This window comes from Streptomyces fractus (assembly GCF_049844455.1).
Lineage (GTDB): Bacteria > Actinomycetota > Actinomycetes > Streptomycetales > Streptomycetaceae > Streptomyces > Streptomyces fractus.
The window spans coordinates 6,361,098-6,375,701 of record NZ_JBMYHI010000002.1; the positions used below are offsets into that span (position 1 = coordinate 6,361,098).

At 69.3% G+C, this 14,604-nt stretch carries 12 protein-coding genes and 1 pseudogene; 8 read left to right on the plus strand and 5 right to left on the minus strand.

The features are described from left to right. Positions 1-118 precede the first annotated feature (118 nt). The 6 genes from ACP4E5_RS30710 to arfA all read left to right on the plus strand — a co-directional run bounded on the left by ACP4E5_RS30710 (position 119) and on the right by arfA (position 6,634). Entirely contained in the window at positions 119-895 is a 777-nt protein-coding gene (locus ACP4E5_RS30710; RefSeq protein WP_425834293.1) for an IclR family transcriptional regulator, read from the plus strand. Beyond that, positions 892-1,740 (plus strand): SMP-30/gluconolactonase/LRE family protein, encoded by an 849-nt coding sequence (locus tag ACP4E5_RS30715; RefSeq protein ID WP_425834295.1) that lies wholly within the window; start codon positions 892-894, stop codon positions 1,738-1,740. The genes ACP4E5_RS30710 and ACP4E5_RS30715 overlap by 4 nt, the downstream gene beginning before the upstream one ends. A 176-nt stretch (positions 1,741-1,916) precedes the next feature. After that, positions 1,917-3,293: an extracellular solute-binding protein gene (locus tag ACP4E5_RS30720; protein WP_425834297.1), complete on the plus strand. Its 1,377-nt coding sequence runs from the start codon at positions 1,917-1,919 to the stop codon at positions 3,291-3,293. Then, positions 3,290-4,231 carry a carbohydrate ABC transporter permease gene (locus ACP4E5_RS30725; protein WP_425834299.1) on the plus strand — a complete coding sequence of 314 codons (942 nt, stop codon included), beginning with the start codon at positions 3,290-3,292 and terminating at the stop codon, positions 4,229-4,231. The genes ACP4E5_RS30720 and ACP4E5_RS30725 overlap by 4 nt, the downstream gene beginning before the upstream one ends. Further along, positions 4,228-5,085: a carbohydrate ABC transporter permease gene (locus ACP4E5_RS30730; protein ID WP_425834301.1), complete on the plus strand. Its 858-nt coding sequence runs from the start codon at positions 4,228-4,230 to the stop codon at positions 5,083-5,085. Before ACP4E5_RS30725 ends, ACP4E5_RS30730 begins: the two co-directional genes overlap by 4 nt. 43 nt (positions 5,086-5,128) lie before the next feature. Further along, on the plus strand, positions 5,129-6,634 hold the full coding sequence (gene arfA, locus ACP4E5_RS30735) for an arabinosylfuranosidase ArfA (RefSeq protein WP_425834303.1): 1,506 nt from the start codon (positions 5,129-5,131) through the stop codon (positions 6,632-6,634). Here the strand turns inward: arfA and ACP4E5_RS30740 are convergent. Further along, entirely contained in the window at positions 6,585-7,541 is a 957-nt protein-coding gene (locus ACP4E5_RS30740) for a sulfite exporter TauE/SafE family protein (RefSeq protein ID WP_425834305.1), read from the minus strand. The genes arfA and ACP4E5_RS30740 overlap by 50 nt on opposite strands. 121 nt (positions 7,542-7,662) lie before the next feature. On the opposite strand from ACP4E5_RS30740, the gene ACP4E5_RS30745 reads away from it, so the two are divergent. Further along, positions 7,663-8,127: an RrF2 family transcriptional regulator gene (locus tag ACP4E5_RS30745; RefSeq protein ID WP_425834307.1), complete on the plus strand. Its 465-nt coding sequence runs from the start codon at positions 7,663-7,665 to the stop codon at positions 8,125-8,127. Here the strand turns inward: ACP4E5_RS30745 and ACP4E5_RS30750 are convergent. Further along, a pseudogene (locus tag ACP4E5_RS30750) lies at positions 8,069-9,348 on the minus strand (pyridoxal phosphate-dependent aminotransferase); the annotation flags it as partial. The gene ACP4E5_RS30745 and the pseudogene ACP4E5_RS30750 sit on opposite strands and share 59 nt — an antisense overlap. Positions 9,349-9,475: 127 nt before the next feature. Here ACP4E5_RS30750 and ACP4E5_RS30755 point away from each other — a divergent pair. Then, positions 9,476-10,507 (plus strand): arabinan endo-1,5-alpha-L-arabinosidase, encoded by a 1,032-nt coding sequence (locus ACP4E5_RS30755; RefSeq protein ID WP_425834309.1) that lies wholly within the window; start codon positions 9,476-9,478, stop codon positions 10,505-10,507. Positions 10,508-10,568: 61 nt separating this feature from the next. Here the strand turns inward: ACP4E5_RS30755 and ACP4E5_RS30760 are convergent, their stop codons facing one another. The 3 genes from ACP4E5_RS30760 to mmsA are packed head-to-tail and all read right to left on the minus strand — an operon-like array spanning position 10,569 to position 14,577. Next, complete coding sequence (locus ACP4E5_RS30760; protein WP_425834311.1) at positions 10,569-11,741, minus strand: aldose epimerase family protein; 1,173 nt, start codon at positions 11,739-11,741, stop codon at positions 10,569-10,571. A 35-nt stretch (positions 11,742-11,776) separates the two neighbouring features. Then, positions 11,777-13,030 (minus strand): multiple monosaccharide ABC transporter permease, encoded by a 1,254-nt coding sequence (mmsB, locus tag ACP4E5_RS30765; RefSeq protein ID WP_425834313.1) that lies wholly within the window; start codon positions 13,028-13,030, stop codon positions 11,777-11,779. Further along, a complete protein-coding gene (gene mmsA, locus ACP4E5_RS30770; protein ID WP_425834315.1) occupies positions 13,027-14,577 on the minus strand; it encodes a multiple monosaccharide ABC transporter ATP-binding protein in 1,551 nt (516 codons plus the stop codon). The genes mmsB and mmsA overlap by 4 nt, the downstream gene beginning before the upstream one ends. Positions 14,578-14,604 lie beyond the last annotated feature (27 nt).

Below are 14,604 nucleotides of genomic sequence, written 5' to 3' on the forward strand. Positions count from 1 at the left end.
TGTGTAGAGCGTGTACAGGGCGTGGGATCACCCATTGCCCGGTCAATGCCCCCGTGTTTAGCCTATGTTCGTGATACCGACCGTCTGTTGAAATACCGAACATAGGGAGGGGTCGGTTGTGGGACGTCTCGTACCAGCCGTGACCCGGGCTCTGGACATACTGGAGCTGTTCCTGGACGGGGACGGCACGCTGTCCGCCCCCGACATCGTCCGCAAGCTACAGCTTCCGCGGACCACGGTCCACGAACTGGTCACCACGCTCGCCGCCCGCCAGTACATCGTGCAGGTCCCGGGCCAGCCGGGCCGCTACCGCCTCGGCGTGCGCCCCTACCAGCTCGGCAGCCGGTACGCCGAGCAGCTCGACCTCGCCGCCGAGGGGCAGCACGTCGCCCGCGACGTCGCGGAGACCTGCGACGAGACCGTCCACGTGGCGATCCTCGAGGGCACCGACGTCATCTACATCGCGAAGGTCGACTCCACGCACGCCGTGCGCATGGTGTCCGCCGCGGGCCGCCGGCTGCCCGCGCACTGCACGTCGGTCGGCAAGATGCTGCTCGCGTCGCTGCCCGAGGCCGAACTGACGGCGCGCGTCCCGGACGACGCGGACCTCGTCGCCATGACCGAGAACTCGATCACCGACCCGGCGGCCCTGCGCACACACCTGGACGGGGTGCGCGAGCGCGGCATCGCAGTGGAGAGCCGCGAGTCGAACACGGACGTGTCGTGCGTCGCCGCCCCCGTGCGCGACCGCACCAACCGGGTCGTCGCCGCGCTCTCCATCTCCGTACCGATGATCCGCTGGAGCGACGCGCGCGAGGACGAGCTGGCGGGGCTCGCCGCGAAGGGCGCCGCCGACCTCTCCGAGCGCCTCGGCCACCGGGGGGTGGCGCGATGAGGATCCGCGTGGAGGAGGCCGTGCGGGCCTCGGCCGAGCTGGGCGAGGGCCCGACCTGGGACCCGGCCACCGGCCGCGTGATCTGGGTGGACATCCTCAACTCCCGCGTGCACACCTACGAGCCGGGCAGCGGCCGCCGCACCGTCCTCGCCACCGAACAGCACGTGGGCGCCGCCAAGCCGCGTGCGGGCGGCGGCCTGGTCGTCAACCTCCGTGACGGAGTGGGGAGTTACGCCCCGGACGGCGCCTTCACGTGGCTGCACCGCGAGCCCGTCCCCGGTCGGCGCGGCAACGACGCGGCGGTGGCCCCCGACGGCGCGCTGTGGGCGGGTTCGATGACGTACGACGAGACGCCCGGCGGCGGCAACCTGATCCGCGTCGCCCCCGACGGCACGGTGACCGAGGTCCTCGACGACGTCACGATCTCCAACGGCACCGGCTGGAGCCCGGACGGCACGCGCATGTACTACGTCGACACGCCGACGGGGCGTATCGACGTCTTCGACGTGGACGGCGAACGGATCGGCAACAGGCGGGAGTTGGCGGTCGTCGAGGACGGCTCCGGCTCTCCCGACGGGCTCACCGTCGACGCGGACGGCTGCGTGTGGGTGGCACTGTGGGACGGTGCCGCCGTCCGCCGCTACACGCCCGAGGGCAAGCTCGACCGGGTGCTGCCGCTGCCCGTGAGCCGCCCCACGTGCTGCGCCTTCGGCGGCGCCGACCTCAAGGACCTGTACGTGTCGACGGCGCGGGTCGGCCTCGAAGGGCCCGAGCCGCTCGCGGGGTCGCTGCTCGTCGTGCCGGGTGTCGGGCAGGGCGTGCCCCAAGCGGCCTTCGGAGGCTGAGAGTTCGGGCCGAGGCCCGGTGAACCCCTGCGGGGCGTACGGCGTTCGCGTCGTGCGCCCCGCACCTTTTCCCGCGATTCCCGCGCGACCCATTGACGCGGAAGCGCTTCGATTCTACGGTCCCGTTCGAAGTTACGAGCGGCATTCGAAATATCGGACGTAGGGAGGGGCCGGTTGTGGGACGACCTGGCCTGAACCGCAGACAACTCCTCGCCGGTGCGGGTGGGTTGGCGGTCGCGGGAAGCCTGGGATTCGCTGCCATGGGAACGGGCGCCGACGCGCTCGCCTCGGGCGCGGACACCCGTGTGCGCTACTGGAACCTCTTCAGCGGCGGCGACGGGTACAACATGATCTCGATGCTGGACGCCTTCCGTAAGGAGCATCCGGACGTCGACGTGAAGGACTCCACGCTCCAGTGGGGCAATCCGTACTACACCAAGCTCGCGATGACCGCGTCCGGCAGCCGGGCCCCGGACCTCGCCGTGATGCACCTCGGCCGGGTCACCGGCTTCTCGCCCGGCCGCCTCCTGGACCCGTGGGACGTCGGCCTGCTCGCCAAGTACGGCGTGAAGGAGGCCGACTTCAACCCGCACCTGTGGAAGCGCGCGGTGATCGACGGCAAGCTGTACGCGCTGCCGCTCGACATCCACGTACAGCTCTGCTTCTACCGCAAGGACGTGCTGAAGAAGGCGGGGCTGCTCGGCGCGGACGGCCGGATGGTGCCGGTGACGTCCACCGACGAGTGGTTCGACGTCCTGAAGACGGCCAAGAAGGCCCAGAAGAAGGGGCTGCAGACCCTCGGCCTGCACGTCAACGACCTCAACGTCCAGTGGTGGATGTTCGTCGCCTTCTACACCCAGCTCGGCGGCACCTGGTTCAACGGCGCCGACACCGAGGTCACCTTCGACACCGAAAAGGCCACCCAGGTCCTGGAGTTCCTGCGCAAGCACGTCACCGACGGCTACTCCATATCGGGCGCGGCCGACGCCGAACAGTTCATCAACGGCGCCCCGTTCACCTGGGAGGGCAACTGGTCGGTGCCCGTCTTCGACGGCGCCAAGGTGAAGTACGGGGCGACGCCGCTGCCGCCCGTCTTCGGCAAGCAGGCCACCCACGCCGAGTCGCACTCCTTCGTCCTGCCGCACCAGGCGGAGCGCGGCGGCGCCGCCAACGAGGCCGCGCACCAACTCGCCGCGTACATCGTCAAGCACGCCCAGAAGTGGGCGCTCGGCGGGCACATCCCCGCGTACACGCCGACCCTGTCCTCGGCCGCGTACAAGCGGATGACCCCGCAGAACGAGTACGTGTCCGCCATGAACCACCAGGCCACCGAGCCGAAGGTGTGGTTCGCCGGCTCCACCGGGCTGCTCGCCCAGCGCACGGGGCCCATCGTGATGTCCTCGTCGGCCGGCTCCAGCACCCCGGAGGCCGCGGCCCGCCGCATCAAGGGCGCGCTCTCCTCGCTCCTCGCGTCCAAGAACCCGATGGACGGCAAGACCGCCGCGCAGGCCCTGTCCGGCACCCGTCACACGCAGGGAGGTGCGGTCGCATGACGACGACCAGTGCCGAGACCGTCATTACCCGGGCGCCCGCGAAAGCCGTCGCCGGCAGCGCGACGGTCCGCCGCAAGCAGGGCTTCCAGCACGGGGGTTGGTTCGTCGCCCCCTTCCTGGCCGTCTTCGCGCTCTTCGTGATCTGGCCGCTGATCCGCGGCCTGTACCTCTCGTTCACCGACGCCAACATCTCCGGTGAGGGCGCCAATTTCATCGGCCTCGACAACTACCGCGAGGCCCTGCACGACCCGATGATGTGGGACTCGCTCGGCCACAGCGCGTACTTCACGCTGCTGGTCGTGCCCTGCATCACGGTCCTCGCCTTCTTCCTCGCGATGCTCGCCCACCACATCGAGCGCGGGAAGTGGCTGTGGCGGCTCTGCTTCTTCCTGCCGTTCCTGCTGCCGTCGACGGTCGCGGGCAACCTGTGGCAGTGGCTGTTCAACCCCGGTACGGGCATGGTCAATTACGTCTTCGGGATCGACACGCCCTGGCTGTCGGACAAGTCGTACGCGATGCTCGCCGTCGTCATCTGCACCCTGTGGTGGACGACGGGCTTCAGCTTCCTGCTCTACCTCGCCGCCCTCCAGGGCATCCCGGCCCACCTCTACGAGGCCGCGAAGCTGGACGGCGCGAACGCCTGGCACCGGATGGTCCACATCACGCTGCCGATGCTGCGCAACATCACCGGCCTCGTCATCGCCCTCCAGATCCTCGCCTCGCTCCAGGTCTTCGACCAGGCCGTCGTGATGATGGACTTCGGGCCCGGCCCCGAGGACAGCACCCGTACCTTCGTGCAGTTCACCCTGGAAGAGGGCTTCACCGCCTACCGCGTCGGCTACGCCTCCGCGATCTCCATCATCTTCTTCGTGATCATCGCGGCCGTCGCCCTCGCGCGGATGTGGCTGCTGCGCAACCGTGAGGAGGGCGCGCGATGAGCGGCGCTCAGGTACTCGTGAAGTCCCGCCGGCCATGGACGCCGAGCCAGATCGTGCTCACGCTCGTGGGCGTGGCCGTCGCCGCGGTCTTCCTCTCGCCCCTCGTCTGGGCGCTGTTCACCTCGCTGAAGTCGGAGACCGAGGCGGTCGCGGTGCCGACGCACTGGCTGCCGAAGGACTGGACGGGCCAGGCGTGGAAGGCCCTCTTCGATACCGGCAACATCACCAACTGGTTCGTGAACTCCGTCGTGGTGTCCGTGTGCGTGACCGCGATCGTGCTGTTCGTCGCGGCGCTCGCCGGATACGGCTTCGCCCGCACGGAGTTCAAGGGCAAGTCCGTCCTCATGGGCGTGGTGATGGCGGGCCTCATGATCTCCCCGGCCGTCCTCGGCGTCCCCCTGTTCACCACCGTCCAGCAGATGGGGATGGTCGACACGTACTGGGGCATGATCCTGCCGCAGTGCGCGCCCGCCGCGATGGTCTACATCCTCTACAAGTTCTTCCAGGGCATCCCGCGCGAGCTGGAGGAGGCCGCGTTCATCGACGGAGCGGGCCGCTGGCGGGTCTTCTTCACGATCGTCGTGCCGCTGTCCCGCCCCTCGCTCGCGGCGGTCGGCATCTTCACCTTCATCAGCTCGTGGAACAACTTCCTGTGGCCGTACATGGTCACCAACAACCCCGACCTGATGACCATGCCGAACGGCATCGCGACCGTCATGAACTCCTACGGCATCCAGTGGGCTCAGCTCATGGCCGGCGGCCTGATGGCGGGCCTGCCGCTGATCATCGTCTTCGTCTTCTTCCAGCGCCAGATCGTGGCGGGCGTCGCCCACACGGGCCTCGCGGGGCAGTGACCCCCGGTCCCCGCAGTTCACCCAGTTCGTCGAAAGGAACGCCTTGCGCACCGCACGCTTCACCCTCGACCCCGCCTTCACCGTCGGCACCGTCAACCCCCGGCTCTTCGGCTCGTTCGTGGAGCACCTCGGCCGCTGCGTCTACTCCGGCATCTACGAGCCGGGCCACGAGCACGCGGACGAGGCGGGCATGCGCACCGATGTCCTGGACCTCGTACGGGAGTTGGGGGTCACCGCCATCCGCTATCCCGGCGGCAACTTCGTCTCCGGCTACAAGTGGGAGGACTCGGTCGGCCCCGTCGAGGACCGCCCGGCCCGCCTCGACCTGGCCTGGCGCACCACGGAGCCGAACCGCTTCGGCCTGTCCGAGTACATCGCGTTCCTGCGCAAGCTGGGCCCGCAGGCCGAGCCGATGATGGCGCTCAACCTGGGCACGCGCGGCGTCGCGGAGGCGATAGAGCTCCAGGAGTACGCGAACCACCCCGCCGGGACCGCCCTGTCCGACCTCCGCATCGAGCACGGCGACAAGGACCCCTTCGGGATCCGCCTGTGGTGCCTCGGCAACGAGATGGACGGCCCCTGGCAGACCGGCCACAAGACGGCCGAGGAGTACGGGCGGATCGCGGCGGAGACGGCCCGCGCGATGCGCCAGATCGACCCCGACGTGGAGCTGGTCGCGTGCGGCAGCTCGGGCCAGTCGATGCCGACCTTCGCGGAGTGGGAGGCGAAGGTCCTCCAGGAGACGTACGACCTCGTCGACCACATCTCGCTGCACGCCTACTACGAGGAGCACGACGGCGACCGGGACTCGTTCCTCGCCTCGGCCGTCGACATGGAGTCGTTCATCGAGAACGTCGTCGCGACCTGCGACCACGTGGGCGCGCGCCTCAAGTCGCCGAAGAAGATCAACCTCTCCTTCGACGAGTGGAACGTCTGGTACCAGTCCCGCACCCAGTCCGAGGTCGCCGCCCTCGACTGGCCGGAGGCCCCGCGTCTCCTGGAGGACGTCTACTCGGTGACGGACGCGGTCGTCTTCGGCTCGCTCCTCGTCGCGCTCCTGCGCCACGCGGACCGCGTGACGGTCGCGTGCCTCGCCCAGCTGGTCAACGTCATCGCCCCGATCATGACCGAGCCGGGCGGCCCCGCCTGGCGGCAGACGACGTTCTACCCGTTCGCGGCGGCCTCGAAGTACGGTCGCGGCGAGGTCCTCGACGTCCGCGTCTCGGGCCCCACGTACGACACACAGCGCCACGGCACCGCCGACCTGCTGCACGCCACGGCGGTCCGCGCCGAGGACGGCACGGTCACCGTCTTCGCGGTGAACCGCAGCCAGACGCAGGCGCTGCCTCTGGAGGTCGCCCTGAACGGGCTCGACCTCGCGCGCGTGGTCGAGCACAGCGTGCTCTCCGACGCCGACCCGGACGCCCGCAACACCCTCGCGGAGCCGGAGCGGGTGGTGCCGCACGCGGCGACCGGAACGGTCCTGGAGGACGGCACGCTCAAGACGGACCTGGAACCCCTGTCGTGGAACGTGATCCGGCTGGCGTGACCGGAGGAACCTCCGGCACCGGGGAGCCCGCCACCACCAGGGAGCGGCGGCGCCGCCCGCGCAGCGTGACCGTCGCCCCGACCGCCGCGAACACCGCGCAGACCAGCAGCAGCGGCGTCCCCGACACGCCCCACATCGCCAGGCCCGAGCCCGCGAGGAGCGTCACCAGCGCCCAGCGCAGGGCCGGTCCTGAGATGCGGGTCGACAGCAGCGCGCCGCCCACCACACCCGGGATCGCGCCGATCAGCAGCGTGCCCGCCATGCCGAAGGCGACATCGCCGAAGAGCACGTGGCCGAGGGCGGCCGCCGCGACCACCGGGATGGCCTGCACGAGGTCCGTGCCGACCAGGTGGTTCGCCTTCAGCCTCGGGTGCGCCAGCATCAGCATCACGATGATCAGCGAGCCGGAGCCGACGGACGTCATGCCGACGATGAAGCCGCCGATCAGGCCGATGGCGAGGGTGGCCAGCGGGCGGACCGCCACGTGCGCGTCCTCCGCTTCGTCGGCGCCCGTGCCGCGCCGCGCGTCCAGCCACATGCGGGCCAGCATCCCGACGACCGCCAGGACGAGCGCGCCCCCGATGACGTACTTCACGCGTTCCTGAAGCTGCTCTCCGTCACCGAGGAGTTGCAGCGCGAGTGCGCCGAGCACCGCCGCCGGCATCGCCGTCGGCAGCAGCCAGCGCACGATGTCCCAGCGCACGGTCCCCGCCCGCTGGTGCACCGCCGCCCCGAACGGCTTCATGAACACCGAGGTCGCGAGGTCGCTGCCGATCGCGGCCGTCGGGTTGACTCCGAACAGCATCACCATGATCGGCGTCATCAGCGCGCCGCCGCCCATGCCGGTGAGGCCCACCGCCACACCGACGAGCGCGCCCGCGACGACTATCGCCCATGAGAAGTCCATGACGGCGACTGTACGCACCATCCCTATGGGAAAGGTAGGGAAGATCTGTCTGTCCCAGATGCTGGAAAGCACCCGGTGATCCACTGCACTCAGTGGCGCGAACGTCCACCACAATGTGCGCATGAGGATCTCCGCCCGCGCCGACTACGCCGTACGTGCCTGCCTGGAAATCACCGTTCATGCCGAGGGGGACGGCGTCCCGATCAAGGCCGAGGCCGTCGCCGCGGCGCAGGAGATTCCGCACAAGTTCCTAGAGGGGATCCTCGGCGACCTGCGGCGCGGCTGCATCGTCGTGAGCAAGCGGGGCGGCAACGGCGGCTATCTGCTCGCCCGCCCGGCCACCGAGATCACCGTCGCCGATGTCGTGCGCGCTGTCGAGGGCCCCATCGTGTCGGTGCGCGGCGAGCGGCCCAACGCGCTCAGCTACACGGGCCCCGCCGAACCGCTGCTCCCGCTGTGGGTGGCGCTGCGGGCCAACGTGCGCAAGATCCTGGAGGGCGTCACGCTCTCCGACCTCGCGCACGACCGGCTGCCGGACCCGGTGCGGGAGCTGGCCGAGGACCCGGCGGCCTGGCGCAACCCGTGAGGCTCACGCCCCCGTGGACCGTATGAGGCGGTCGACCGCCGCCGTGCCCGAGCTGTAGGTGGTCCCTCCGTATCGCTCGGGCACGGCGACTCCGTTCCCGCTCCCCATGAGCGACTCCAGACCGGCCACCAGGCGCAGGACGTCCGGTTGGGGTCGCACCACGAGGCGCAGGAAACTGCTGGACGATCCGATCTTGTTGCCGCACTCGCGCACCAGGACGCCGTGCTCGGCGAGCAGCCGGTCGCGGACCGCCACCCCGTCGACCCCGTCCGGCAGGCGCACGTAGAGGAAGTTGCCCTGCGAGGGGTAGACGGTGAGCGGGCGCAGGCGGGCGAGGTGCCACCGCATGTCGTGGCGGTCGCGGCAGACCTGGCGGAGGCTGTCGGCGTACTCCTGGCGGTGCTCGCGGAGCATGAAGACGACGGTCTCCGCGAAGGAGTTGAGGTTCCACTTGGGGAGCGCCGCGCGGACCCGGCCCGCGAGGCCCGGGTTCGCGACGAGATAGCCGAAGCGCACGCCGTGCAGGCCGAAGTTCTTGCCGAGGCTGCGCAGCACGATCACGTTCGGCCGCAGCACCGCCTCCTGTACGAGGCTGGGGGCCTGCCCGCCCTCGTCGTCGGCGAAGTCGAGGAACGACTCGTCGATCACGATCAGATCGAGGTGTCGCAGCTCGTCGACGAGGGTGAGCAGGGCCCGGCGTGGGAGCAGGCCGCCGTCGGGGTTGTTCGGGTTGCAGACGACGGCGACCCGCGAGCCGCGCGCGTGGATGAACTCCGCGTACGCGGCCGGGTCGAGCGCGAAGCCGTCGCGCTCGGGCAGCGGGAACATGTCGACCCGCTTGCCGGTCTCCATGGGCTGGTCCGTCCACCGGCCGAACGTCGGGACGGGCACGGCGAGGGACTCGCGAACGAGCAAGTGGTCGATCCAGGTGATGAGTTCGGTCGAGCCGTTGCCCATCGCCACGGTCTGCGGGTTGAGGCCGAGGACCTGGCACAGCTCGGCGGTGATGTGCTCGGCGCCGCTCGGGTAGTACGTCAGGATCTCGTGCAGCCGGCCGCGCAGCGTCTCCAGCATCGCGGGGGTGGGGAAGTACGGGTTGCAGGGGATGCAGAAGTCGACGACCGCGCCGCTGCCGCCGCCGGCCCCGGCCCGCGTCAGCTGGCCGTAGGAAGGGGAGTGGGCCGTCGAGCCCTGGAACAGCGAGACGACGCTTCCGCTCATCGGTTTCCTCCCATCGGCCGGGTGTCGGGCATGAGTACGAGGACGGGGCGGGCGGCGTTCAGCGCGTGGGTCGAATGTGACGTGCGTGACGCGGCAACCCGCGCCCCGTCCGCGGCGACTCACCGGCATGAAGGAAGAATCCCCCGCGCCGTCCGCCGCCGGAACATCCCGCCACCGCGCGCTGCGCAAGCGCCGCCTGCTCCCGGTACTCGCCGTCGCCGTCGGCGCCGCGGCCGTCTACGCCCTCGTCCCGGCAAGCGCCTACGCCGCCTATCCCGGCTCGGGCGTGCTCACCGGCGACGTCTCGGTGCACGACCCGTCGATGGTCAAGACGTCGAGCGGCTACGTCGTCTACTCCACGCACAACGGCGTCGAGGCCCGCACCTCAACCGACCGCACGGCCTTCAAGCGGGCCGGCGCCGCCTTCACGACGCTGCCGTCGTGGTGGTCGACGTACAGCCCCGACAACGATGTGTGGGCGCCCGACGTCTCGTACCACGGTGGCAAGTACCTGATGTACTACGCCGTCTCGACCTTCGGCTCGACACACTCGGCGATCGGCTTCGCGTCCTCGCCGAGCGGACAGCCGGGCACCTGGACCGACCACGGCGTCGTGCACGCCACGACCACGTCATCCGATTACAACGCCATCGACCCGAACCTCTTCGTGGACGGCGACGGCACGTGGTGGCTGTCGTTCGGGAGCTGGTCCTCCGGCATCAAGATGATCAGGCTCGACCCGTCGACCGGCAAGCAGTACGCCGCCGACAAGGCCGTCCGCTCGCTGGCCGCGCGGCCGACCGGCACCAAGGCCGTCGAGGGCCCCGCGGTCGTCAAGCACGGCGCGTACTACTACCTCTTCGCCTCGTACGACACCTGCTGCGCCGGCACCTCGTCGACGTACAAGATCAAGGTGGGCAGGGCGAGTTCGCCCACGGGTCCCTACGTCGACAAGAACGGCGTGCGGATGACGGAGAACGGCGGCACCGAGGTGCTCGCCACGCACGGCAAGTACATCGGGCCCGGCGGCCAGTCCGTGCTCGCGGACTCCGACGGCGATCTGCTCGTCTACCACTACTACGACGGGACGGACGGCGGGACGCCCAAGATGGGCGTCAACCTGCTGAACTGGGGGAGTGGTTGGCCGGTCGCGTACTGAACCGGCACGGACGAGCGGCCGGGACCCGTAAGGGCCCCGGCCGCTCGTGTGCGCGCAGGTGTCAGACGCCGAAGGAGTGCACCGTCGTCGTCCGGTACGTCTCGCCGGGACGCAGCACCGTCGACGGGAACGACGGCTGGTTCGGCGAGTCCGGGAAGTGCTGGGTCTCCAGGGCCAGTCCGTCACCCTGCCGGTAGGTGCGGCCCGACTGGCCGACGAGCGTGCCGTCGAGGAAGTTGCCCGAGTAGAACTGCAGGCCCGGCTGGTCCGTGGCGATCTTCAGGCTGCGGCCCGAGGCCGGATCGCGCAGCGTCGCCACGAGCACGGGCTTCGCGGTGATGCCTTTGTCCAGGACCCAGTTGTGGTCGAAGCCCTTGGCGAGGATCTGCTGCGGGTGGGCCGCGCGGATGTCGCGGCCGATCGGCTTCGCCTTGCGGAAGTCGAACGGCGTGCCCGCGACCAACGCCTGCTCACCGGTCGGGATGAGGCCCGCGTCGGTGGGCGTGTAGCGGGAGGCGGCCAGCGTCAGCTCGTGGTCGTAGATGGTGCCGCTGCCCTCGCCCGCGAGGTTGTAGTACGTGTGGTTGGTGAGGTTCACGACGGTCGCCTTGTCCGTCGTCGCCTCGTAGTCGATGCGCCAGTCGCCGCGCGCCGTCAGGGTGTACGTGACCGTCGTCTTCAGCGTGCCGGGGTAGCCCATCTCGCCGTCGACGGACGTGTAGTGCATGTGCAGGCCGACGTCGGAGCCGGAGGTGAACGGCTCGATGTCCCACACCCGCGTGTTGAAGCCCTTGGCGCCGCCGTGCAGCGAGTTCTCGCCGTCGTTCACGGAGACCTGGTACGCCTTGCCGTCCAGGGTGAACTTCCCCTTGGCGATGCGGTTGCCGTACCGGCCGATGGTGGCGCCGAAGAACGTGGTGCCCGCGACGTACTCCTCGACGGTGTCGTAGCCGAGGGAGACGTTCACGTAGCGGCCGTGCCGGTCCGGGAGTTCGAGCGACTGGACGATGCCGCCGTAGTTCAGGACCTTCAGGCGCGTGCCGCCGTTCTCCAGCGACCAGCGGTAGATCTTCGTGCCGTCGGCGAGCTTGCCGAAGGGCTCCTTCACGGGCTTCCTGCTTCCCGAACCGTTCCCGGACGCGTTTCCCGATGCGTGGGCCGTGCCGCCGAGCGCGGTGGCTGCTACACCGGCCGCCGCTGCGGAGGCCATGACCGTACGTCTGCTCAGTTCCATCTGTGCGGCTCCTGAAGTGAGATACGAAACCGTGACTACGAACCGGACTTGCGCTTGTTCCACACGTCGAAGCCGACCGCGGCGAGCAGGGCCAGGCCCTTGATCACCGACTGCCAGTCGGAGCCGACGCCGAGCAGGTTCATGCCGTTGTTCAGCACGCCGAGGACGAGACCGCCGATGATCGCGCCGAGGATGGTGCCGACGCCGCCGCTCATCGACGCGCCGCCGATGAACGACGCGGCGATCGCCTCGAGTTCGAAGTTGAGACCCGCCTTCGGCGAGGCCGCGTTCAGCCGGGCCGCGACGACCAGGCCGGCCAGGGCCGCGAGCACGCCCATGTTCAGGAAGACGTAGAAGGAGACCTTCTTGTCCTTCACGCCGGAGAGCTTCGCCGCCGGCAGATTGCCGCCGATCGCGTAGATGTGCCGGCCGAAGATCGAGTTGCGCATCACATAGCCGTAGCCGACCACCAGGACGCCGAGGATGATCAGGACGATCGGGGTGCCCTTGTAGCTGGCGAGCAGCATGGTGACGACCGCGATCGCCGCGATGATCGCGACCAGCTTCAGGATGAAGAGGTTGAACGGGACGACGTCCAGGGAGAATTCGCGCTGCCTGCGCCGGTCGCGCATCTCCTGCCAGACCACGGCCGCGGCGAGCACGATGCCGAGCAGCAGGGTGAGGTTGTGGTAGTTGGTGTTCGGGCCGACCTGCGGCAGGAAGCCGTTGCCGATCTTCTGCAGGCCGTCCGGGAACGGGCCGAGCGTCTGCCCCTTGAGCAGGATCTCGGTGAGCCCGCGCCACACCAGCATGCCTGCCAGCGTCACGATGAACGACGGTATGCCGCCGTACGCGATGAGCCAGCCCTGGATCGATCCGGCGATGCCGCCCATGACCAGGCAGAGGATCACGGCGACGGGCCAGGAGAAGCCGTGGCTGACCGTGAGCACCGCGGCCATCGACCCGACGAACGCCGTCAACGAGCCGACGGACAGGTCGATATGGCCCGCGATGATCACCAGCATCATGCCGATCGCGAGGATCAGGATGTAGCTGTTCTGCAGCACCAGGTTGGAGACGTTGCGCGGCAGGATCAGGTCGCCGTCGGTCCACACGGCGAAGACGGCGACCAGCAGGCCGAGCGCGATCAGCATCCCGTACTGGCGCATGTTGCGGCGCATGCCGTCGACGACGAGCTGGAGGAGCCCGCCCCCGGCCGCCTCGCCCTCCTTGCGGGGCGGCGGCGGTGGCGCCGCCGCCGGGATCTTGTCCGTCACGTTCGTGCTCATCGCGCTACCTCTTTGTCCTTCGTCATCAGGCGCATCAGCGATTCCTGCGTCGCCTCGGCCCGCGGCACTTCGCCGGTCAGGCGGCCCGCGGCCATCGTGTAGATGCGGTCGCACATGCCGAGCAGCTCGGGCAGCTCGGAGGAGATGAAGACGACCGCCTTGCCCTCGGCCGCGAGCTTGTCGATGACCGTGTAGATCTCGTACTTGGCGCCGACGTCGATGCCGCGCGTCGGCTCGTCGAGGATCAGCACGTCGGGCCCAGCGAAGATCCACTTGCTGAGGACGACCTTCTGCTGGTTGCCGCCCGACAGCTTGCCCGCGGGTTCGAACACCGTGGGGGCCTTGATGTTCATCGACTTGCGGTAGCCCTCGGCGACCTGCCGCTCCTCGTGCTCGTCGACGACTCCGCGCTTGGCGACCTTGTGCAGGGCGCTCATCGTGATGTTGCGGCCGATGGTGTCGATGAGGTTGAGGCCGTAGTGCTTGCGGTCCTCGGTGACGTACGCGATCCCGTGGCCGACCGCGTCGGACACGTGCCGCGTGCTGATCTCCTTGCCGTCCTTGAGGACCACGCCGCCCGCGTACCTGCCGTACGTACGCCCGAAGACGTTCATCGCCAGTTCGGTGCGGCCCGCGCCCATCAGGCCCGCGATGCCGACGATCTCGCCGCGGCGCACGGACAGCGACACGTCGTCGACGACCTTGCGCTCGCGGTCGATGGGATGGCGCACCGTCCAGTTGCGGACCTCCAGGGCCGGCGAGGCGCCCGCCTCCGGCTGGTGCGGGGTGCGGTCGGGGAAGCGGTTGTCGAGGTCCCGGCCGACCATGCCGGAGATGATCCGGTCCTCGGTGGTCTCCGGGGCCCGCACATCGAGGGTCTCGACGGTGCGACCGTCGCGCAGGATCGTCACCGAGTCGGCGACCTTGCGGATCTCGTTCAGCTTGTGCGAGATGATGATCGAGGTGATGCCCTGGTCCTTCAGCTCCAGGATCAGATCGAGGAGCGTGTCGGAGTCCTCGTCGTTCAGGGAGGCCGTCGGCTCGTCCAGGATCAGCAGCTTCACCTCCTTGGCGAGCGCCTTGGCGATCTCCACGAGCTGCTGCTTGCCCACCCCGATGTCCGAGACACGGGTGTTGGGGTTCTCGTTCAGGCCCACGCGGCGCAGCTGCCGCGTCGCGTGTCCCAGCGTCTCGTGCCAGTTGATGAAGCCGCGGCTCGCGTGCTCGTTGCCGAGGAACATGTTCTCGGCGATCGACAGGAACGGCACGAGCGCCAGCTCCTGGTGGATGATGACGATGCCGCGCGCCTCACTGGCGTTGATGTCCTTGAACTCGCAGGGTTCCCCTTCGAAGAGGATGTCCCCCTCGTAACTTCCGTGCGGGTGGACGCCGGAGAGCACCTTCATGAGGGTGGACTTTCCGGCGCCGTTCTCCCCGCAGATGGCGTGGACCTCGCCGGGACGGACGCTCAGGGAGACGTCCGACAGCGCCTTGACGCCGGGAAAGGTCTTGACGATCGAGCGCATTTCCAGGACGGGTCCCGCCATGGTCGTGCCCTTCTCTGAGACGTTCTT

Coding starts and splice junctions, on each gene's coding strand:
- ACP4E5_RS30745 (WP_425834307.1), top strand. CDS start 7,663: ATGAGGATCTCCGCCCGCGCCGACTACGCCGTACGTGCCTGCCTGGAA.
- mmsB (WP_425834313.1), bottom strand. CDS start 13,030: ATGAGCACGAACGTGACGGACAAGATCCCGGCGGCGGCGCCACCGCCG.
- ACP4E5_RS30740 (WP_425834305.1), bottom strand. CDS start 7,541: ATGGACTTCTCATGGGCGATAGTCGTCGCGGGCGCGCTCGTCGGTGTG.
- ACP4E5_RS30755 (WP_425834309.1), top strand. CDS start 9,476: ATGAAGGAAGAATCCCCCGCGCCGTCCGCCGCCGGAACATCCCGCCAC.
- ACP4E5_RS30715 (WP_425834295.1), top strand. CDS start 892: ATGAGGATCCGCGTGGAGGAGGCCGTGCGGGCCTCGGCCGAGCTGGGC.
- ACP4E5_RS30725 (WP_425834299.1), top strand. CDS start 3,290: ATGACGACGACCAGTGCCGAGACCGTCATTACCCGGGCGCCCGCGAAA.
- ACP4E5_RS30760 (WP_425834311.1), bottom strand. CDS start 11,741: ATGGAACTGAGCAGACGTACGGTCATGGCCTCCGCAGCGGCGGCCGGT.
- ACP4E5_RS30730 (WP_425834301.1), top strand. CDS start 4,228: ATGAGCGGCGCTCAGGTACTCGTGAAGTCCCGCCGGCCATGGACGCCG.
- mmsA (WP_425834315.1), bottom strand. CDS start 14,577: ATGGCGGGACCCGTCCTGGAAATGCGCTCGATCGTCAAGACCTTTCCC.